Below are 21272 nucleotides of genomic sequence, written 5' to 3' on the forward strand. Positions count from 1 at the left end.
CCGGTCGCCCCAAGGGGTCCTGGACCGGTCCTGGCAGCCCCCGCGCGGCGCCGCCCGGACCGATCGCCGGGCGGGGCCGCGCGGGCTGATGCCCCGGCCGCAGGCCGTCAGCCCGAGAGCCGCACCGGCATGATCAGGTACTTGTACGCGTCGTCCGCCTCGGCGTCCTTCGCGGGCCGGCCGCTGAGCAGCGCGGGCTTCGTCGAGGTCGTGAAGGACAGCTGGGCCACCGGGGAGTCGATGGCCGACAGGCCCTCCAGGAGGAAGCCGGGGTTGAAGGCGATCGAGATGTCGTCGCCCTCCAGCTCCGCGTCGACGCGCTCCACAGCCTGTGCATCGTCGCTGGAGCCGGCCTCCAGGATGAGCACACCCTGTTCGAAGCTCAGCCGGACCGGGGTGTTCCGCTCCGCCACCAGCGCCACACGCTTGACCGCCTCGACGAACGGCGCGGTCTCGATCACCGCCACGGAGTTGAACTCGGTCGGGAAGAGCGTGCGGTACTTCGGGAGGTCGCCCTCCAGCAGCCGGGTGGTCGTACGGCGCCCGGCCCCCTCGAAACCGATCAGGCCCTCGCCAGAACCGGAGCCGGACAGCGCCAGCGTCACGGTGTCACCGCTGCTCAGCGACTTGGCGGTGTCCAGCAGCGTCTTGGCGGGTACCAGCGCGACGGCGGACGCGTCCGGGTTCTCCGGCTTCCACAGGAACTCGCGGACGGCGAAGCGGTAGCGGTCGGTGGAGGCCAGGGTGACGGTGTCGCCCTCGATCTCGATCCGCACACCGGTCAGCACCGGAAGGGTGTCGTCACGGCCGGCGGCGATGGCCACCTGGGCGGCGGCAGCGGCGAAGACCTCACCGGGGACGGTGCCGGTGGCGGTGGGCATCGTCGGCAGGGCCGGGTACTCCTCCACAGGCAGTGTGTGGAGGGTGAAGCGGGAGGAGCCGCAGACGACGGTCACGCGTACACCGTCGGTGGAAATCTCCACCGGGCGGTTGGGGAGGGCGCGGCAGATGTCGGCGAGCAGCCGGCCGGAGACGAGGACCGTGCCCTCTTCCTCCACCTCGGCGTCCACCGAGACGCGTGCCGAGACCTCGTAATCGAAGCCGGAGAGGCACAGGGTGCCGTCCTCCGTCTTCAGCAGCAGGCCCGCGAGGACGGGCACCGGCGGACGGGCCGGGAGGCTCTTGGCCGCCCAGGCCACTGCCTCCGCGAGTACATCGCGCTCCACCCGGATCTTCACCGGAAACCGCCTCCTGCTGTTGCTGGCTCTCGCCCTGCTGGCTTTCGTCGTCGGCTGAGTTGCCGGAGACCAGTCTGACGCACGCCACCGACAGTCGGTGCTGCTCGGGGTCAAGTCGACTCGGCGGGCGGTCGGCGTTCCGGGCCCGAGTTGTGCACAGGCCCCGTTTCCGAGCGAGTTCCCCGGTAGATATCCGTGGTCGTAGTAGTAGGGCCTGTGGAAACCGTGGACAACTGCTTTTTCGCAGGTCAACGCGGATTTTTTGTCCACCGGCCCTGTGGGTGGAGGTCGTGGATAACCCGGGCTCTCTGTGGACCGCCCGAAGTTCTGCACACCCGATACACAGGCGAGGGCCACTTCTCCCCAGCGCCGTCCCCAGTTTTACCCACGTTCCCCACAGCCCAACCCACCACCTTGGTGTGACCGCTTTCACTCGGCACGGTGAGGGCGGGTGTTGCGTTGCCGAACAGTGGACAGCGGTGTGGAGAAGCTGGGGACAACCCCCGCTCACCTGTGGGCAGCCGGTGGACAAGTGAAATCCACCTCTGTGGACAGATCCTTCGTCCACAGCCTGTGGATTACGGTTGACCACAAATCCCCAGCCCTCTGACCTCGTCCGATGATCCGTCAGGACACCGGCCTGTGGATCCCACAGGGATAACTTTCCAGTCCCCAGGGTGTGGACGGAAGATTCTTGCCCAATCTGTGGAGAGAGGCCGTGACCTGGCACGGAATCGAACAGAGCCGGTGCCTTCCACAGGTTCGGGACGACGGAGGACGGGGTCAGGAAGGCCGGATCCGGCGTCCGGAGGACCGCACACCGCTGCCCCGGAGGCTCCGGCGCGAGCGCTGCCGACGCCGCAGGAGCCCGTACGGCGAAGGGCGCCCCGGGAACCCGTCCCGGAGCGCCCTGGAGCGCTGCAGCGGCGGCCCGCACGGGCTCCCGCCCCGCGCGTCAGCCGTTCTTGATGCGGTTGGTCAGCTCGGTGACCTGGTTGTAGATCGAGCGGCGCTCGGCCATCAGCGCCCGGATCTTGCGGTCGGCGTGCATCACCGTCGTATGGTCACGGCCGCCGAACTGCGCGCCGATCTTCGGCAGCGAGAGATCGGTCAGCTCCCGGCAGAGGTACATGGCGATCTGGCGGGCCGTCACCAGGACCCGGCTGCGCGAGGATCCGCAGAGGTCGTCGACGGTCAGCCCGAAGTAGTCCGCGGTCGCCGCCATGATCGCCGTCGCCGTGATCTCCGGCGCCGCGTCCTCACCGCCCGGGATGAGGTCCTTGAGCACGATCTCGGTCAGGCCCAGGTCCACCGGCTGGCGGTTGAGCGAGGCGAACGCGGTGACCCGGATCAGCGCGCCCTCCAGCTCACGGATGTTGCGCGAGATCCGCGAGGCGATGAACTCCAGCACCTCGGGCGGGGCGTTCAGCTGCTCCTGGACCGCCTTCTTGCGGAGGATCGCGATCCGGGTCTCCAGCTCGGGCGGCTGGACATCGGTGATCAGACCCCACTCGAAGCGGTTGCGCAGCCGGTCCTCCAGGGTGACCAGCTGCTTGGGCGGCCGGTCACTGGACAGCACGATCTGCTTGTTCGCGTTGTGCAGCGTATTGAAGGTGTGGAAGAACTCCTCCTGCGTCGACTCCTTGCTCGCCAGGAACTGGATGTCGTCGACGAGCAGGATGTCCATGTCGCGGTAGCGCTTGCGGAACGCGTCCGCCTTGCCGTCGCGGATGGAGTTGATGAACTCGTTGGTGAACTCCTCCGAGCTCACGTACCGCACCCGGGTGCCCGGGTACAGGCTCCGCGCGTAGTGCCCGATCGCGTGCAGCAGGTGCGTCTTGCCGAGCCCGGACTCGCCGTAGATGAACAGCGGGTTGTACGCCTTGGCCGGCGCTTCGGCGACGGCGACCGCAGCGGCGTGCGCGAAGCGGTTCGACGCGCCGATGACGAAGGTGTCGAAGAGGTACTTCGGATTCAGCCTGGCGGTCGGCTCTCCGGGGCCCGTCGCGGGCGCGGGCTGCGCGGCGAGCGGACTCGGCGCACCACTGGGCGCGGGCAGCTGGGAGCCGGGGTCGAGATGCCGGCCGTGCGAGGGCTGGTGCTCGGAGCGGTCGCGGCGCGGCGTCTGCTGGTCGTACGGCCCCCGGCCGTCCCCGTGCTGCGGCCCGTTGGAGCGCTCGGGCCCCTGCTGGCGGTAGTCGTTCTGCGGCTGCTGATGCTGGGGGTGCTGCTGCTGTATGTGTGACGGCGGCGGCGAGGCGTACGGATCGCGCTCGGGAAAGCCGCCGAGGCGCTGCTGCTGCCAGCCGTACTCCTCGCGCGGGCCCGCGCCCATGGACGAGGAGTGCTGCGGCCAGGAACCGGGCTCGTGGCGGGGCTGCTGGTGCTGCTGCTGATAGTCGGGGTAGGCGGGCCGGACGTTCGGCAGCTCGTCGCCCTGACGGCCGTAGCCCTGCCTGTTGTCGTAGCCGTCATAGGCATCGTGCTGCTGCGGCGGCTGCGGGTGCGACTGCTGCTGTTGGCCCTGGTGCTGCTGCGGCTGCTGGTACTGCGGGGGAGCCTGCGGAGCCGACGGTTCTTCGGCGGAGTCGTCGACCGTGATCGCGATCCGGATCGGACGCCCGCACTCATGGCTGAGGGCCTCCCCGATCAGCGGTGCCAGCCGGCCTTCGAGCACGCCCTTGGCGAATTCATTGGGGACGGCGAGCAGCGCGGTGTCGGCGACCAGCGCCAGCGGCTGCGTCCGCTTGAGCCAGTCCTGGTCCTTGGGCTTGAGGCCGTCGCCGTCCGCCCGTAGGAGGTGCTCGAGGACGCGCGGCCACACTGCGGCAAGATCGGCAGGTACATCAGCCACGGGGCACGCTCTCTCAGCAGTCCCACGAATGTGTGATTCTCAGGACGGGCGGGAAGGAATCGGGGTTCGGCCACGGTAGTCAGGCCGGGCCTGGGGATTCAAGTCGTTGTCCACAGGCTGTGCATAGTGTGTCCTGACAAGTGTCCGGTACGGGGCCCGGTACCACCGGTTTGACCGGATGGCGTAGCCGCGCGTACCGTGACCAGGTCGAGTTGTCGATGGCTGCTGCCGCCTGCCTCCGATGGGCAAAGATCACTCTCAGTGGTCATGAAGCGGTGCACTTGGGCGTTGCGAGCTACTCGTGGGCGCACGGTGACAGCCAGTCGACGCCCCACATCTGTCTCGCATGAGGCAACAAGCATTCCTGGAGCCCCCGAGTGAGCAAGCGCACCTTCCAGCCGAACAACCGTCGCCGCGCGAAGACCCACGGCTTCCGTCTGCGCATGCGGACCCGCGCCGGCCGCGCCATCCTGGCCTCGCGTCGTGGCAAGGGTCGCTCCAGCCTGTCGGCCTGAGCAGCCAGACCCTAGGTCCATGACGTGCTGCCTACCGAGCATCGGCTGAGGCGGCGCGAGGACTTTGCGACCGCGGTACGCCGGGGACGCAGGGCCGGGCGCCCGCTCCTTGTCGTTCATTTTCGTAGCGGTGCAACGGACCCGCACGCAGCGGGGGAACACGTTTCCCCCGCGCGTGCGGGTTTCGTCGTGAGCAAGGCCGTTGGGGGCGCCGTCGTCCGCAACAAGGTCAAGCGTCGGCTGCGCCATCTCCTGCGCGACCGGCTGTACCGGCTGCCCGCCGGTAGCCTGGTTGTCGTACGGGCGCTGCCCGGTGCGGGTGAGTCGGGCCATGATCAGTTGGCTCGTGACCTGGACGCCGCCTTGGAGCGGCTGCTGGGTGGGGTACCGCGCAGCTGCAATCCCACGGGGGGCAACCCTCGGATCCCCGGTCGGGAACCGGGAGGGAGCGCACAGTGAAGTACCCGCTGCTGCTGTTGATCAAGCTGTATCAGTGGACCATCAGCCCCTTGCTGGGCCCGGTCTGCAAGTACTACCCGTCGTGCTCGCACTATGGCTTCACGGCCATCGACCGGCACGGCGCGGTAAAAGGGACTGCGTTGACCGCCTGGCGCATCCTGCGTTGCAACCCGTGGTCGCTCGGTGGCGTCGACCACGTTCCTCCCCGGAAGCATCCGGTTTGGCATCAGCGGCTGAGGAGCCGCCTGGGCGGGACTGCCGTCCCTGAGCCCGTCGCCCAGCCCGAGACTCAGCCCAACGCCCAAGGAGCCTGATTCGTGGACACGATCCTCAAACCTCTCTATTACGCTGTTTCCTGGATCATTGTCCAGTTCCACTCGTTCTACAGCCTCATTTTTGACGAGAACAGTGGCGCGGCGTGGGGGCTGTCCATCGTCTCGCTGGTGGTCCTGATCCGCATCTGCCTGATCCCGCTCTTCGTGAAGCAGATCAAGTCGACGCGGAACATGCAGGCGCTCCAGCCGAAGATGAAGGCCATCCAGGAGCGCTACAAGAGCGACAAGCAGCGCCAGTCCGAAGAGATGATGAAGCTCTACAAGGAGACGGGCACCAACCCGCTCTCGAGCTGTCTCCCGATTCTGGCCCAGTCGCCGTTCTTCATCTCGCTGTACCAGGTCCTCAGCCACATCGCGCAGAACAAGACCGTCGGTGTCATCGACCCGGCGCTGCTCCAGAGCGCGCAGAAGGCCCACATCTTCGGTGCCCCGTTGGCCGCGAAGTTCATGGACAGCGCCGAGAAGATCCAGTCCCTGGGTGCTTCGCTGGTCGACGTCCGGGTGGTCACGGTCGTCATGATCGTGCTGATGTCGGGCTCGCAGTTCTACACGCAGCGCCAGCTGATGACCAAGAACGTCGACCTCACGGTGAAGACGCCGTTCATGCAGCAGCAGAAGATGCTGATGTACGTCTTCCCCGTCATGTTCGCCGTCTTCGGCATCAACTTCCCCGTCGGTGTGCTCATCTACTGGCTGACCACCAACGTGTGGACCATGGGCCAGCAGATGTTCGTCATCCGTCGTAACCCCACCCCCGGCAGCAAGGCGTTCACCGAGCGCCAGGAGCGGCTGCGGGCCAAGGGCAAGATCGTCGAGGACCCGGCCGAGATCGAGGCGAAGCAGGCCGCCGAGGAAGCCCGGCAGAACCGCCAGCAGCCCAAGCGGCAGCCGAAGTCCAAGCGGCAGACGTCCGCCCCCGTCGGCGGTGCACGTCCCGCAGGAACCCCGGGTGCGCGCACCCGGGCCGGCTCGCAGTCCGGGGCCACCGACCAGGACGCCTCGAAGAAGCAGTCGCTGGAGAAGAAGGCCCCGCAGGACAGCAAGACCACGCAGAGCGGCAAGGGGAAGGGCGGCTCTGCCGAGAAGGGCAGCTCCTCCGGATCCCGCACCACCAAGTCCGGACAGCGCAAGGGCCAGCAGCGCCCCAAGCACCCGTCCAAGAAGTAAGAAGGAGTCCTTTCGTGACGGACACGACACCTGCCGCCAAGGGCACCGACACCCTGACCCGCCTGGAGCAGGAAGGGGAGATCGCCGCCGACTACCTCGAGGGCCTGCTGGACATCGCGGACCTCGATGGCGACATCGACATGGACGTCGAGGCCGACCGCGCCGCGGTGTCGATCATCAGCGACTCGACCAGCCGCGACCTTCAGAAGCTGGTGGGCCGCGACGGTGAGGTGCTGGAGGCGCTGCAGGAGCTGACCCGTCTCGCGGTGCACCGCGAGACCGGCGACCGCAGCCGCCTGATGCTCGACGTCGCCGGCTTCCGGGCGCGGAAGCGTGAGGAGCTGGCCGCGCTGGGCGCGAAGGCGGCGGAAGAGGCCCAGAGCACCGGCCAGCCGGTGAAGCTGGACCCGATGACGCCGTTCGAGCGCAAGGTCGTCCACGACGCCGTGGCGGCGGCGGGTCTGCGCAGCGAGTCGGAGGGCGAGGAGCCGGAGCGCCGAGTGGTTGTCCTCCCGGCCTGACCCAGCTCCACACATCCAGATGTCTTTGGCCCCGTCTGCTCGCAGGCGGGGCCAAAACTTGTCAGCCTTCTGTGTTATCCCGGGGGACATATCCCCGGTTCCCGGCAGCATCAGCAGTCCAGAGGAAGGGCGGTTCCCGTGACGGAGGCAGCAGCGGAGCTCCCTCCCGCGCCGAAAGAGGCGCAGGAGGTATTCGGTGAGCGCTTTGCGGAGGCCGTGCGGTACGGCGAGCTGCTCGCCGACGCCGGTGTGACACGAGGGCTGATCGGCCCGCGTGAGGTGCCGAGGCTGTGGGAGCGGCATCTGCTCAATTGCGCGGTGCTCTCCGAGGTGGTTCCCGAGGGCGTCTCGGTCTGTGACGTGGGCTCGGGCGCCGGGCTGCCCGGCATCCCGCTGGCCCTGGTGCGTCCGGACCTGAAGATCACGCTCCTGGAGCCGCTGCTGCGGCGTACGAACTTTCTTCAGGAGGTCGTCGAACTGCTCGGCCTCGACCACGTCACCGTCGTACGGGGGCGCGCCGAGGAAGTCATGGGGAAGCTGCCGCAGGTACACGTGGTGACCGCGCGCGCCGTTGCCCCGCTCGACCGGCTCGCCGGCTGGGGGGTGCCGCTGCTGCGTCCTTACGGACAGATGCTGGCGCTCAAGGGCGATGCCGCGGAGGAGGAGCTGAAGGGCGCGCGCGCCGCGCTGAGCAAGCTCGGCGTGGTGGCGACCTCGGTGGTGCAGGTCGGCGAGGGGATCGTGGATCCGCTCTCGACCGTGGTGCGTGTCGAGGTGGGCGAGAGCCCCGGCGGTGTGCGCTTCGCTGCCAAGCGGGCGAAGGCGGCGCGGGCGAGCCGGGTTTCGCGGGCGCGGCGCCGCTGACGCGGGGGCGCGCAGCCCGATCCGGATCAGAGCACGTGCCCGACAGTGGGCGGGTGGCGGCACGTGCCGCAAAGGCGACCAAATGGGCACGAGGCGGAGTGTCGCGGCTCAATCGGGCGCGACGCTGGCATCGTGTTTCACGTGAAACGTCGTTCTCTGCTGCAAGGGATCATCGGGCGTGGTCGAGCGGCTTCCGCGCCACGCGACCGCAAACCCACACGGGTCACCGAAGTATCCACAGAAGTGGATTCGTCCACAGGAGAACGGACCTCACTGGTTCGTGGTACCGAAAGCATGGCAGGCTCTGAACATTGCGAGCCTGATGTCGAGGAGAGTGAATCCGTGCGGTCCGACGCCAACATCGCGGGACCGATGACCGATCCGGTCCCCGGTCCCCGAAGCGAGTCGCTCGGGGAGGATGTTTCACGTGAAACGCCACCCCCGATGGACGACACCCCGATCGGTCGTGCAGCGCAGTTGGCGGTGGAGACAGTTGGCCGCGCGGGTGAGGCGCTGCCACGACCTGAACAGACACGCGTCATGGTGGTCGCCAACCAGAAGGGTGGGGTTGGCAAGACCACGACCACGGTGAACCTGGCCGCCTCCTTGGCGCTGCACGGAGCCCGCGTGCTCGTCGTCGATCTCGATCCCCAGGGCAACGCCTCCACCGCGCTGGGGATCGACCACCACGCCGAAGTGCCGTCGATCTACGACGTGTTGGTGGAGAGCAAGCCGCTCTCCGATGTGGTGCAGCCGGTGCCGGACGTCGAGGGTCTGTTCTGCGCGCCCGCCACCATTGACCTGGCCGGCGCCGAGATCGAACTGGTTTCGCTGGTGGCGCGGGAAAGCCGCCTGGACCGGGCGATCCAGGCGTATGAACAGCCGCTGGACTACATCCTCATCGACTGTCCGCCCTCGCTCGGCCTGCTGACCGTGAACGCTCTGGTCGCCGGTGCCGAGGTGCTGATTCCGATTCAGTGTGAGTACTACGCGCTGGAGGGCCTGGGCCAACTCCTCCGCAACGTCGAGCTGGTGCGGGGTCATCTCAACCCCAAGCTCCACGTCTCGACGATTCTGCTCACCATGTACGACGGCCGTACGCGGCTGGCTTCCCAGGTCGCCGACGAGGTGCGCAGTCACTTCGGCAAGGAGGTGCTGCGTACGAGCATCCCGCGCTCGGTGCGTATCTCCGAGGCGCCCAGTTACGGGCAGACGGTGCTCACCTACGACCCGGGATCCAGCGGCTCGCTCTCGTACCTTGAAGCAGCCAGAGAGATTGCCCTGCGCGGCGCGGGTCAGACCGCGGGCCAGGGGTTGAGTGTGAACTATGAAGCGCAGCACAGCACGCCGGAGGGGACGCAGTGAGCGAACGACGTAGAGGGCTCGGCCGTGGGCTCGGTGCGCTGATCCCCGCGGCACCGCAGAGCACCGAGCAAGGCGGACCCACGGTGGGACGGGGGACGACATCGCCGTCGGCCGTACCGGTCCTGGCTCCCGAGCGGGGTGTGGCAGCGGCGAAGGTCGCCTCACTCCCGGCCGCCTCGGTTTCCCGTGAAACAGAGGCGCCCACCGCGGATGCGGATCCGGTTGCCGAACGGGAGGTTCCCGGCGCGCACTTCGCCGAACTGCCGCTGGACTCGATCACACCGAACCCCCGGCAGCCGCGTGAGGTCTTCGATGAGGACGCACTCGCGGAGCTGGTCACCTCCATTCAGGAGGTGGGGCTGCTGCAGCCGGTGGTGGTGCGTCAGGCCGCACCGGAGCGGTACGAGCTCATCATGGGCGAACGCCGTTGGCGTGCGTGCCGTGAGGCCGGCCTGGAGAAGATCCCGGCCATCGTGCGGGCAACGAACGACGAGAAGCTGCTGCTCGACGCGCTGCTGGAGAACCTGCACCGGGCTCAGCTCAACCCGCTGGAAGAGGCCGCCGCCTACGACCAGTTGCTCAAGGACTTCAAGTGCACGCATGACGAGTTGGCGGACCGGATCGGGCGTTCGCGTCCGCAGGTCTCCAACACGCTGCGCCTTCTGAAGCTGTCGCCCACCGTGCAGCGCAGGGTTGCGGCAGGTGTGCTCTCCGCGGGGCACGCCCGTGCGCTTCTGTCGGTCGGCGATTCGGAGGAGCAGGATCTGCTTGCCCGCCGCATCGTGGCGGAGGGCCTCTCGGTCCGTGCGGTCGAGGAGATCGTCACGCTGATGGGTTCGCAGCCGGCCGGCGCGAGCAAGGCCAAGGGGCCCCGCGCGGGAACCCGGGTCTCCCCCGCGCTCACCGGTCTCGCTTCCCGGCTGTCCGATCGCTTCGAGACGCGGGTGAAGGTCGACCTCGGGCAGAAGAAGGGAAAGATCGTCGTCGAGTTCGCCTCGATGGAGGATCTGGAGCGGATCCTGGGCACGTTGGCTCCCGACGAGGGGCCCGTTCTGGGAACGCCGCCGTCCGAGGAAAGCGACGACGAAGGCTGAGCTGACCGACCCGAGCTCGGAGGGCGGGCCGTGATCCGGAAGACACACCGGGACACGGCCCGTCCTTTGCGTTCTCGCGGTACCCGCGCCCGTAAAGGGTGGATACGATGCGATCGGTATGGCACATCCACGTGGAGACGCCTCACATCGAGGAGCGAGCCATGCGACCGGTGAGCCGCACCGGACTGCCGGCCGCGGGGTTCGGCCTGGCAGCCGTCGGAGGGTTCGTCGGCGGTCTGCTCGGCGAGCGGGCGGCGTCGGCAGCCCGCCGCAGTGCGGCAGGCGAGGGAAGTGAGGACCTGGCTCCATGGGCCGTCGACTCGTACCGCTCACATTGGACAACCTTCCGGACGTCCCCAAGCGCTGCCGCTCCTGTGTGTTCTGGGAGCTGGATCCCGTCAGCGGCGAGGCCGCGGTAAAGGCGGGCCGGCCCGACCTGGAAAAGGAAGCCTGGATCTCAGCGGTGCTGCTGGAGTGGGGCTCCTGCGGGCGGGTGGTCTATGTCGATGACGTGCCTGCCGGGTTCGTGCTGTACGCCCCTCCCGCTTACGTGCCGCGGTCCACGGCATTCCCCACCAGCCCGGTGTCCGCGGACGCTGTGCAGCTGCTGACCGCCCGGTTGCTCCCCGGCTTTCAGGGGCAAGGGCTGGGGCGGGTGATGGTCCAGACGGTCGCCAAGGACCTCATCCAGCGCGGCTTCAAGGCCATCGAGGCGTTCGGGGATGCCCAGTGGTCGGAGCCGGCGTGCGTACTGCCGGCCGATCATCTCCTCGCGGTGGGCTTCAAGACCGTCCGGCCGCACCCGCGGTTTCCGCGGCTCCGGCTGGAACTGAGATCCACCATCTCGTGGAAGGAAGACGTGGAGATGGCTCTCGATCGTCTGCTGGGCGCCGTCCAGAAGGAACCTGCACTGCGGCCTTTGTGAAACGAGCCGGAACAGAGAACGGGCCCGTCCCTCAAGGGGGCGGGCCCGTTTCCCGTGAAACGTTACGGCGTGCCTCAGGCGAGGTAGTCCGACAGGTCGCGCTCGATGGCGGCCTTCGGCTTGGCGCCGACGATGGTCTTCACGACCTCGCCGCCCTGGTAGACGTTCATGGTCGGGATCGACATGACGCCGTACTTGGCGGTGGTTCCCGGGTTCTCGTCGGTGTTCAGCTTGGCGATGACGATCTCGTCGTGCTCGGCGGCAATGGCCTCCAAGGACGGGGCGACCTGGCGGCACGGGCCGCACCAGGTGGCCCAGAAGTCCACGAGAACGGGCTTGTCGCTCTTGAGGACGACCTCTTCGAAGTTGTCGTCCGTCACGGTTACCGTGGCGCCGGCCATGGCAATCTCCTTACTGGGTGGGTGGTGAAAAGCTGGGGAAGTGAGGGTCAGACGGCCGGGGTCTTCTCGGGCTCCGGCGTGGCCTGGTCGTCCGCCAGCGCCGCGAGGAAGCGCTCGGCGTCGAGTGCCGCGGAGCAGCCGGTGCCGGCCGCGGTGATGGCCTGACGGTAGGTGTGGTCGACGACGTCTCCGGCACCGAAGACGCCTTCGAGGTTCGTGCGGGTGCTGGGCGCGTCCACCTTGAGGTAGCCCTCGTCATCCAGCTTCAGCTGGTCCTTGAAGAGCTCCGTGCGCGGGTCGTGACCGATCGCGATGAACAGGCCGGTCACCGGCAGCTCGGACGTCTCGTCGGTCTTGAGGTTGCGCAGCGTCAGCCCGGACAGCTTGTTGTCGCCGTGGATCTCGGCCACCTCGCTGTCCCACACGAACTTGATCTTCGGGTCGGCGAAGGCACGCTCCTGCATGGCCTTGCTCGCCCGGAGGGTGTCGCGGCGGTGCACGATCGTCACCGATTTGGCGAAGCGCGAGAGGAAGGTGGCCTCCTCCATCGCGGTGTCGCCGCCGCCGATCACGGCGATGTCCTGGTCCTTGAAGAAGAACCCGTCGCAGGTGGCGCACCAGGAGACGCCACGGCCGGACAGCTCGTCCTCACGGGGCAGGCCGAGCTTGCGGTGCTGCGAGCCGGTGGTGACGATGACGGTCTTCGCGCGGTGCACTGTGCCTGCGGTGTCGGTGACGGTCTTGATCTCTCCGGAGAGGTCGACCGAGACGATGTCGTCGGGCACCAGCTCGGCGCCGAAGCGCTCGGCCTGTGCCCGCATGTTGTCCATCAGGTCAGGGCCCATGATGCCCTCGCGGAAGCCGGGGAAGTTCTCCACGTCGGTGGTGTTCATCAGCGCACCGCCTGCGGTGACGGCACCTTCGAAGATCAGCGGCTTCAGGGACGCACGGGCGGTGTAGAGCGCTGCGGTGTAACCCGCGGGCCCGGAGCCGATGATGATCACGTTGCGGACGTCGCTCACGGGTGTCTTCCTTGTCTCTGCCGACTGCTTGCTGGGGCTCTGGGAACTCTCACCCCACCCAACGGATCCTACGGGTCGAGCATTCCCGCCGTGCCGCAGCGCACGTGCCGTCGTTCAGTCTCGCGGGTACGAGTGGGTCAGCAGGACCTTGCCGGGAGACGGGGGCGTGGCGGAGACGCAGGACGAGTCGACGACGTACGCCGTGACGCGCTTGGGATCCGAAGGGGCAGGCAGCACGACGAGATAGGCGTCCTTGCCCTCGTACCGGCTCTGGCGAGAGACGATCGGCGTCTCGGGACGGCCGATGCCCCGGCTGACGCAGGAGGGGACGGTGTCGGCGCTCCCGCGCATCGGGGTCTCGGGCTCGCTGCGGGTTCCGATCTCAGGAGATTTCTGCGCCCCCTTGGAGGCGAGCAGCTCATGGATCCGTGCCCCGAGGGTCGCGGACGTCAGTCCGTCGTTGCCGCCTTCGGTCGCTGTTGTGGGTCGGTCCTGTCCGCCGTCGTGGTCGGCGGTGGTGGTGGAGTTCTGGACGAGGAGCCCGCCAACGCTGAACACGGCCGCGGCTGCGGCGGTGCCGAGCAGGATCCTGGGCCACCGGCGGGCCCGGGGCGAGCGGCCACCGGACGTACGCCGCCCGGGGCCGGAAGAGCCTCGTGGGTGTCCTGCGGGTCGGCTTGAGCCTCCGGCAAGGGAGGCTCCGGTGGCTGTTTCACGTGAAACAGCGGCCGAGCCATCTGCCGTTTCACGTGAAACATCGGCTTCCGCGACGGGCGAGGTGGCGTCGAGCAGCGCCTCGGCCGCCAACGCGGCATCGATGCGGCCGACGATATCCGCAGGCATCCGCACAGGTCCGGGCAGGGTACCGAGCAGTCCGCGGATCTCTTCCAGAGAGGCGTGGACGTCTTCACACAGGGCGCATGTGGCGAGATGTTTGCGCAGCTCGGCGGTGCGGGACGGAGAAAGAAGCCCGTCCGTGAGGTCGGAGATCTCTGCGACCTCCGGGTGCTCATCCGTGCCGGTTGACGACGTCATGCTCGCCCACCTCCGCCCTTCACGGCACCTGTGTCTTCCGGTCCTGACGTCGGTGGGACGGATGTCCCCGGCACCTGGTTCCTTGCCGTGCCCTTCGTTCTTCCGTCGCCGTCATCGGTGCGGAGGTGACTGACCAAGGGAAGGAGCCGGGCGCGCCCTCGTGAGCAGCGGCTTTTCACCGTGCCTGTGGGGACCTCCAGGATTTCCGCGGCCTCGGCGACGGGGTATCCCTGCATGTCGACGAGAATGAGCGCGGCTCGCTGTTCTTCGGGGAGCGTGCGCAGAGCGCCGAGGAGTTCACGGTGCAGGTCCTCGCGCTCCGCGGGAAGCGCGGCCGATTCCTCCGGCTCCAGGAGTTGGTCCAGGTGCTCGGTCTCGGCGATGGGAGAGGTGCGCCGGGAGGCGGCCTTGCGGGCCCGGTCCAGGCAGGCGTTCACGGTGATCCGGTGCAGCCAGGTCGTCACAGCGGACTGGCCGCGGAAGGTGTGGGCCGCTCGGTACGCGGAGACCAGGGCGTCCTGGACGGCATCGGCCGCTTCTTCGCGGTCACCCAGGGTGCGGATCGCCACTGCCCAGAGACGGTCGCGATGCCGCCGGACGATCTCCCCGAAGGCATCGGGATCGCCTTTCACATGCAGGGCAAGGAGGTCGGCGTCGGTTGGTGGCGAAGCCTCGTCGCTCTCGGTGGACACTGGCCCCCCGGCCGTAGCTGCGTGATCTCGCCCCATTGAATCCTGCGGCACAGGGAATGTAAATGAGAGTGGCTGTCGGCTCTCTGCCGTGAGCTGACGCATACCCCGGGGATGGCGCGGTGCCGACGCGATACCTGGCGCGAAACGATGCCTGCGTCGGCTGAGGCGGATCGCAGCGCGCCAGGCAAGGGCGTCAGCCGATGACCTTGATGTCCGTGACCTTTCCGCGGTAGTCGCCACCGGTGTCCTGCGGGAGCTTGGTCAGCCAGACCAGGACGAACCGCGTCTCCAGCGGCTTCGAGGGCTTGAGGTTCACCTTGCTGCCGGAGCCCTCCGCGACCTTGGTGAAGGCGTCGAGGGTGGTCGGCATCTCGGTCGCGTCCTTGGACGCCGCCAGCAGCTGGACGGAGGTGTCGCCGATGAAGGTGACGTCGGTGCTGCCGATGCGCTGCTTCTTGCCCAGGTCGAGGATGAGTCCGACGCCGCTCTTGAGGCGCCCGAAGTTGGGCCAGTTCCGGTAGGACGACGTGGGCCAGTAGGAGTTCGGGTCGGAGTCGTACGCCTTGCCGGTCTCGTCGGGGTTCTCGCTGCCGTCCGATCCCTCGGGGTCGAAATCCTTCGCGGTCACGATGCTGAGGGGCTTGCCCGTCAGCTGGTCCTTGTTCTTCGGGGCCGGCTGGGAGTTGGGCTGCGGCTCCTGCTTCTCGCCCTTCAGCAGGTTGTCAGCCAGCTGCCAGCTGCCGAGTCCCAGAGCCGCGATCAGCAGAGCGGAGACAGCCCACTTCAGGGCCTTGCCGGTACGGCTCTGCAGCGGCGGCGGGGGGCTGGGGACGGGCTGCGCGGCCCGGTTCATCTGGCCGTTGCGCGCTGCGGACTGGCCGTAGCTGCCCTGCTGGTACTGGGTCCGCTGATACGGCGGCGGAGTGGTGAAGGAGGTCTCCGGGGGCCGGATGCGCGGCAGGGCGGCGACCGCCTTGGCCAGCTCGTCCGGGGTGGTGCACGGCTGTTCCTGGCGCGATGCGGTGGCGCCGTCGTTGACCACTGCGCGCATGGCGAGCTCGGACAGTCCGCGGTGGACGCCGGCCCGCACCTGGTCAGGGGCGATCAGCCCGACGCCCTTCGGCAGCCCGGACAGGCCGTACGCGTCGTTCTCGTAGGGCCAGCGCTGGGTCAGCGCGGCGTAGAGCAGCGCGCCGATGGCTTCGGTGTCGGTGCGCTGCGGCTCGTCGGACGTGATGCCGCGCAGCGCGGCCATGACCGCGAGGCCGCGGATGCGGTATTGGCCGGACTCCGTGCGCAGCACCGAGCCGGGGTTGATCCGCAGATGGGCCAGGCCCTCGCGGTGTGCGGCGGCCATGGCCTGGGAGACCTGGCTGACGAGCTGGTAGGCGTCGTGCGGTTCCAGCGGCCCGCCGGCGAGCACGGCGGACAGCTCGGTCGCGTCCGGCAGCCACTCGTGGACGACGTAGACGAGATCGTTCTCCTCGACCGCGTCGAGGACCTGCACGAACCGGGGATCCCCGAGGAGCGCGGAGGCACGTGCGGCGGACAGGACGGGGCGGGCGCGCGGGTGGTCGGCGGGCAGGATGTGCACGCCCACGGCCCGGCGCAGCTTCTCGTCGACCGCGCGCCAGCTGCTGAATCCCTCCAGACGGGTGACGCACTCCTCAAGGCGGTAGCGTCTGGCGAGCTTGTGGCCGCTGTGCAGCTCGGGCGGCTCCGTTTCGGCCGCCGCCGTCGCGTCATCGGTGCCGGCGGCATCCTGCTCCGCTTCGGACACCTTGTCGGCCTTCGCACCGTCGTCCGTGGCCTTACCCGCCTTGGCGGTCAGCGGTTCCTCACCGCTTGTGTCGGCCACGTCGACGGCAGCCGTGCTCCGTTCCGCCACCGTCGTTCCTGCCTCCCCATCCGTTGCAGGCTCAATGAGCCAAGACAATTGTGCCCACAGTCCGCCACTATGCACGACACGCGGTGGCGGTCGATGGTTGTGCGTCCTCAGCGCCCCAGCTTGGCGCGGACCATGCCGACCAGCGCGGTCAGCTCTTCGATCCGCATTTTCCGTGCGGCCACGTAGAAGACCCCCAGAAGAGCGACACAGCCGGCGATCAGCGCGGCCAGCGAACCGAGGAGGTCGCTGCCGAGTCCCTGCATGATGCCGTACACGGCGGCACCGGCGATGAGGGTGGCCGGAATGCTCGCACCCGCCAGCCGCGCGTACGTGCGCACGATGCGGGCGCTGTCCAGGTCGCCGCCCATCCGCTTGCTCAGACGGCGCCAGGCCACGCCGACGCCGATCATGTAGGCGAGGCCGTAGGAAGCCGCCATGCCGACCACTGCCCAGCGCGCGGGCAGGACCAGGAAGCAGGCGGCCGATGCGACAGCGTTGACGGCGGCGACGATCACCGTGTTGTAGAAGGGCGTCCTGGTGTCCTCGTACGCGTAGAAGGCGCGCAGCACGACGTACTGCACCGAGAACGGGATCAGGCCCACACCGAAGGCCATCAGCATGTAGCCCATCGGCACCCCGGCGCCGGACGAGCCGTAGACCAGCGTGCACAGCGGAATGCCGAGGGCGAGGAAGCCGAAGGAGATCGGGACGATGGCGACGGCGGAGGTGCGAAGGCCCTGGGAGATGTCGTCCCGGACGGCTCCGGTGTCTCCGTCGTGGGCCGAACGGGACAGGCGGGGCAGCAGCGCCGCCATCACGGAGACGGTGATGATGGCCTGCGGCATGTTCCAGATCAGCTGGGCGCTGGCGTAGGAGATGAAGCCGGTGCCGGGGTGGCCCTGCCGGTCGGCGGTGTTGCCGGCCCAGGTGGAGAGCTGGGTCACGACGAGTACGCCCGCCTGGTTGGCGAGGACGAACAGCACCGTCCACTTCGCGAGCTTGGCGGCCTTGCCCAGTCCGTGGCCGCGCCAGTCGAAGCGCAGCCGGAAGGTGAAGTCGGCGTCCCGCAGGTACGGGATCATCGCCAGCGCCTGGACGACGAGGCCGAGCAGCGTGCCGATGCCCAGCAGCCGGATGCCGTCGGTGGGGATGGTGGTGACGCCGATGTTGGAGGTCTCGGCGGTGCCGTACACCCAGATGAACAGGCCGAAGGTGGCGATCATGACGATGTTGTTCAGGACCGGGGTCCACATCATCGCGCCGAACCGGCCGCGGGCGTTGAGGATCTGTCCCATCACGACGTGCAGGCCCATGAAGAAGATCGTGGGCACGCAGTAGCGGGTGAAGGCGACGGCGACCTCGTTGGCCGCGGGATCGCGGGAGATGTCGAACGACACCAGTTTCACGAGGAGTGGCGCGGCGAAGACGGTGGCGACGGTGAGGATGCCGAGGACCACGATCACCAGGGTGAGGAGCCGGTTGGCGTATGCCTCGCCGCCGTCGTCGTCCTCCTTCATCGCGCGCACCAGCTGCGGGACGAACACCGAGTTCAGTCCGCCGCCGATGGTCAGAATGAAGATCATCGTCGGGAGCTGGTAGGCCACCTGCCAGGAGTCGCCGAGGACGGCGCCGCCGAGTGCGGCGACGATCAGCGCGGAGCGGACGAAGCCGGTGAGCCGGGAGACCATCGTGCCGGCCGCCATCACCGCGCTGGACTTGAGCAGGCCGGAGGCCCGGCCACCTGACGGCTTTGCGGCAGTCGCCACCGGGCCGGTTTCCTGCGCCGGCTGCTCAGGGGCGGACTCCGGGCCCGGAGCTTCCCCGGCCACCACCGGTGCCGGCTCGGGTGTCATGGGACGGCGCTGTGGTTCGTACGACTGCTGCTGATCGCGGAAGAGGTGTGCGAAGGCATCGGGCTCGGGCCGTTCGTCGGCGGCCTGGGTGACCAGATCGTCGACCCCTACGAACTGCGTCGCGCCAGTGGCGTCGCCGTACGGAAGATTGCGGCCCGGACCCTGCGGCTCGGGTGCCGGCGGTGCGGCCCACAACTGCGGGTCGGGAGCGTGCTGCCCCGCGGGCGGCTGCTGGTAGAGCGGCTGCTCGGGCGTCGGACCCGGCGGAGGCGGAGGGTGCGAGGCGCGGTCGTACAGCGCTTCGGTGACCGGGTCCTGGACCGCCGGATCGTGCGCACGGTGCGGGTCGTAGCGGTACGCGTCCTGGACATAAGGGTCCTGCGCGTAGGGGTTCTGGGCGTAAGGATCCGGGGCCCCGGGCGCTTGCGGCGTCGGAGGGACCGGCCCCGCGGGTTCGCCATTGGCGCCCCGGCCGCGGTCACCGTCATACGGCGCGTTCATCGCTGCCCCACCTCATCCGTCGCCGGCCATCCGGCCCCGCCATATATCAACGGTCCACTTTCTCACCTGAGCCGGACGCGCCCGTGTTTCCCGAACCGGTTTCCGGCGCGGGGTCACCCGGCTGCTCGGCCTCGTCGCTGCCCGCATCGCCGCTGCCGCCGCTGTTGTCGTCCTTGCCGCCAGGGCCGTCCGTGCCGTCCTCGCCATCGGGACCGTCAGCGGATTCGGGGCCGTCCTCGCCGGCGGGACCGTCCTCGGCCCGACGGGCGGCAGCCCGCTTGCGCTGGAGGTAGATCCGCACGCCGGCCAGGACGAGCAGCAGCACTCCGCCTGCGATGACGAGCATGACCGTGGCGGTGATCTCGGTGACGTTCACCACGAACGTCATCGCGTTACCGTACGGCGTTCCGTCCGCGGTGTAGAGCTGGGCCTTCACCCGCACCGGGCCGTTGGCGTTCGCCGTGGTGTCGAACTTGAACGACTGGCTGTGTCCGCCGTCGACCTTGATCCGCTGCGGTGTGCCCGCGTCCAGCCGGTTGGGCTGCGAAGACGTCAGCTCCAGCGTCATGCCCTCGACGCCCTGGAGCAGGTTGTTCTGGACCGTCACCGGAATCGTCGCGCTGCGGCCGGAGAGCGTGGCCTCCGACTTCTGGATCAGGCGGACCTTCTTGGTCAGGCTGGCGAGATAGCTCCGGACCGAGGTGCGGAACGTACCGGCGCCGGTCCTGTTGCCGCGCCATTGCGTCGACATCTCGCGCATTATGGCGTTCCCGAACGGGGTCACCACGCGCTCCGGCTGGTCCAGGATCACCCGGAAGCCGTCCAGCGCGGACTGGGTGTCCTGGATCTGCTGGAACGCCGCGGTGGGAAGTTCCTGGTGGCGCAGGGCGGACGGGTAGGACGCGCTGCTCGGAATGCGGCGGGTGGCCGCGGAATCCGGTTCCGCCTTGGCGGCTCCGCTGAGGTTCAGCGGCTGGATCCAGCCGCTGGAATCCAGGCTGCGCAGGGCGGACGCCATGGTCTGGGCCTGTCCGGCGGTCGGCATGCGCTGCGGTGCGACCACGATGCTGCGCTGCCGTCCCGGGTCCTGGAGGCTGATCATCTGGGTCTGGGCGAGGAAGTTCTGGATCGCCGGTGTGGAGTTGCCGGCGCGCGACATGTCGCCTTCGAAGGCTCGGGAGAGCTGCTCGTCCGCGACGATCGCGGTGTTGCCGCCGCCGATGGGCCGTGCCGCCGTCGGCGTGTACGGCAGCCCACTGGTCTCCTGAAGGCTGTCGCTCCGGGTGATGACGTTGTGCGCGCCCGCTGAGGTGGCGACGTCGACGATCGAGGAGTCGATCGCCCCGTCGACCGGCCAGGCGAAGTCCGTGCGCGGCTTCACTCCCAGGATCGTGTCCACGGTCCTGGAGGCCAGTTCGGTGGCCGGGCCGAGGTGGCCGAGGGAGCTGGGAACGCGCTTGCCGTGGTGGGCCAGCGACGCCAGGTCAGGGTCGGCGAACGGCAGCGCGACGACCTCGTGGCTCTTCACCGCGTCCTCGAGCTGGTTCAGCCACTGCTTGGCGACCGCCTGGTTCTTGCCCGCGGGACCGTCCGGGCCCTGCACCTTGTACGTCTTGGTCATCGCGTCGACCGTGGCGAGCAGGTCGGGATCGATGACGAAGGTGACGGGGAGGTTCTTGCCGAGCGCGACCATCTGCTGCAGGCGCCCGCCGGGGGCGATCTCCGCCGCGAGGTCGTCATCGCGGAAGACCGGGGTCTGCTCGGCGTCGGCGTTGGTCTCGGCGGTGAGGTGGGTGGAGGAGATCAGCGGCCACATGTAGGTGAGCTGAGTCTTCTTGCCGGCGTCCTTCTCCTGCCAGGGCAGGAAGGTCCGCTCGATGCCGAGGACCTGCTCTACGGGCGCGGACTGTGTCTTCCCCGAGAGCGAGACGCCGAGTTGGTACACGCCATCGTCGCCGAGGCCGAGATCCTTGACCGGCACGCTGAGCGAGAAGGGGCGGCTGATGCCCGGCTCCAGCGCGGGGATCTTCGCGGTGTGCCCGTCGACCTCTTCGCCGTCCGCGCCGGGCGAGAAGCCGGTGCGGTGGGAGACGGTGCCGAGGTCGCTGCGTCCGCCGAGCGCAGGGCCACGGCGCATGGCGACGTGGGCGCCGGTGACCGCGGAGCTGCCCTTGTTGGTGAGCGTCCCGGAGACGGTGACCGTATCGCCCTTGGCGGGTGTGGACGGCGACAGGGAGTCGATGCTGACGTCCACCGTGCGCGACCCGGTGGGAGCCGCGTGTGCTGCGGGGGCGTGCGGAATCTGCAGCAGCCCCACGAGAAGGGGCACTCCGGTGAACAGTGCCACGGTGCGTCGTAGCCATCGACCACGCGGCCGTTCAGTCCACTGGAACCTTGCCGCATCGGCCACGCGCTCGCCCGTCCCTCGTCGTCGTCAGTGGTCGTCGGAATGTGCGTCCACGAATGGTAACGAGGCTCGCTGCGGCGTGGTGCCGCGGAGTGCTCCACATGATCGGTTAAGGGGTCGGGGATGCGACGGCGTG

17 protein-coding genes and 1 pseudogene are annotated in these 21272 nt (G+C 68.7%); 9 read left to right on the forward strand and 9 right to left on the reverse strand.

From position 1 onward, the window contains the following. Positions 1-107 precede the first annotated feature (107 nt). Together dnaN and dnaA are read right to left on the reverse strand one after the other, a co-directional pair. Complete coding sequence (dnaN, locus tag ACIBK8_RS31485; protein WP_399045633.1) at positions 108-1238, reverse strand: DNA polymerase III subunit beta; 1131 nt, start codon at positions 1236-1238, stop codon at positions 108-110. Between the two features lie 955 nt (positions 1239-2193). Then, positions 2194-4092, reverse strand: a complete 1899-nt coding sequence (gene dnaA / locus ACIBK8_RS31490) for a chromosomal replication initiator protein DnaA (RefSeq protein WP_399045634.1) — start codon at positions 4090-4092, stop codon at positions 2194-2196. A gap of 377 nt (positions 4093-4469) precedes the next feature. Between dnaA and rpmH the strand changes: the two genes are divergently transcribed. The 9 genes and pseudogenes from rpmH to ACIBK8_RS31535 all read left to right on the forward strand — a co-directional run bounded on the left by rpmH (position 4470) and on the right by ACIBK8_RS31535 (position 11337). Beyond that, the gene (gene rpmH / locus ACIBK8_RS31495; protein ID WP_143940007.1) at positions 4470-4607 is read left to right on the forward strand and encodes a 50S ribosomal protein L34; all 138 of its coding nucleotides are present in this window, start codon (positions 4470-4472) and stop codon (positions 4605-4607) included. Between the two features lie 24 nt (positions 4608-4631). Next, positions 4632-5000 (forward strand): annotated as a pseudogene (gene rnpA / locus ACIBK8_RS31500) (ribonuclease P protein component); the annotation flags it as partial. A gap of 62 nt (positions 5001-5062) precedes the next feature. Beyond that, the gene (gene yidD / locus ACIBK8_RS31505; protein WP_399045637.1) at positions 5063-5380 is read left to right on the forward strand and encodes a membrane protein insertion efficiency factor YidD; all 318 of its coding nucleotides are present in this window, start codon (positions 5063-5065) and stop codon (positions 5378-5380) included. Positions 5381-5383: 3 nt separating this feature from the next. Then, entirely contained in the window at positions 5384-6568 is a 1185-nt protein-coding gene (yidC, locus tag ACIBK8_RS31510) for a membrane protein insertase YidC (protein WP_399045638.1), read from the forward strand. Between the two features lie 14 nt (positions 6569-6582). After that, entirely contained in the window at positions 6583-7089 is a 507-nt protein-coding gene (locus ACIBK8_RS31515) for a protein jag (protein ID WP_399045640.1), read from the forward strand. Between the two features lie 138 nt (positions 7090-7227). Beyond that, positions 7228-7953: a 16S rRNA (guanine(527)-N(7))-methyltransferase RsmG gene (rsmG, locus tag ACIBK8_RS31520; protein WP_393684388.1), complete on the forward strand. Its 726-nt coding sequence runs from the start codon at positions 7228-7230 to the stop codon at positions 7951-7953. Positions 7954-8247: 294 nt separating this feature from the next. After that, entirely contained in the window at positions 8248-9318 is a 1071-nt protein-coding gene (locus ACIBK8_RS31525; protein WP_399045642.1) for an AAA family ATPase, read from the forward strand. Next, positions 9315-10412 (forward strand): ParB/RepB/Spo0J family partition protein, encoded by a 1098-nt coding sequence (locus ACIBK8_RS31530; RefSeq protein WP_399045644.1) that lies wholly within the window; start codon positions 9315-9317, stop codon positions 10410-10412. Before ACIBK8_RS31525 ends, ACIBK8_RS31530 begins: the two co-directional genes overlap by 4 nt. A 307-nt stretch (positions 10413-10719) precedes the next feature. Beyond that, on the forward strand, positions 10720-11337 hold the full coding sequence (locus ACIBK8_RS31535) for a GNAT family N-acetyltransferase (RefSeq protein WP_393684393.1): 618 nt from the start codon (positions 10720-10722) through the stop codon (positions 11335-11337). 74 nt (positions 11338-11411) lie between these two features. Here the strand turns inward: ACIBK8_RS31535 and trxA are convergent, their stop codons facing one another. The 7 genes from trxA to ACIBK8_RS31570 all read right to left on the reverse strand — a co-directional run bounded on the left by trxA (position 11412) and on the right by ACIBK8_RS31570 (position 21076). Then, a complete protein-coding gene (gene trxA / locus ACIBK8_RS31540; RefSeq protein WP_227047927.1) occupies positions 11412-11738 on the reverse strand; it encodes a thioredoxin in 327 nt (108 codons plus the stop codon). Positions 11739-11785: 47 nt separating this feature from the next. After that, positions 11786-12760, reverse strand: a complete 975-nt coding sequence (gene trxB / locus ACIBK8_RS31545; RefSeq protein ID WP_399045647.1) for a thioredoxin-disulfide reductase — start codon at positions 12758-12760, stop codon at positions 11786-11788. Positions 12761-12874: 114 nt separating this feature from the next. Beyond that, entirely contained in the window at positions 12875-13795 is a 921-nt protein-coding gene (locus tag ACIBK8_RS31550) for an anti-sigma factor family protein (protein WP_399045649.1), read from the reverse strand. Beyond that, positions 13792-14487 carry an RNA polymerase sigma factor SigM gene (sigM, locus tag ACIBK8_RS31555; protein ID WP_399045651.1) on the reverse strand — a complete coding sequence of 232 codons (696 nt, stop codon included), beginning with the start codon at positions 14485-14487 and terminating at the stop codon, positions 13792-13794. Before sigM ends, ACIBK8_RS31550 begins: the two co-directional genes overlap by 4 nt. Positions 14488-14680: 193 nt before the next feature. After that, positions 14681-16375 (reverse strand): protein kinase family protein, encoded by a 1695-nt coding sequence (locus ACIBK8_RS31560; protein ID WP_399045653.1) that lies wholly within the window; start codon positions 16373-16375, stop codon positions 14681-14683. 107 nt (positions 16376-16482) lie between these two features. Then, positions 16483-18729, reverse strand: coding sequence for a murein biosynthesis integral membrane protein MurJ (gene murJ / locus ACIBK8_RS31565; RefSeq protein ID WP_399045655.1), 2247 nt, complete (start codon positions 18727-18729; stop codon positions 16483-16485). A gap of 46 nt (positions 18730-18775) precedes the next feature. Further along, positions 18776-21076, reverse strand: coding sequence for a DUF6049 family protein (locus ACIBK8_RS31570; protein WP_399045657.1), 2301 nt, complete (start codon positions 21074-21076; stop codon positions 18776-18778). Positions 21077-21272: the final 196 nt, after the last annotated feature.

It is taken from the genome of Streptomyces sp. NPDC050161, from assembly GCF_044460025.1.
Lineage (GTDB): Bacteria > Actinomycetota > Actinomycetes > Streptomycetales > Streptomycetaceae > Streptomyces.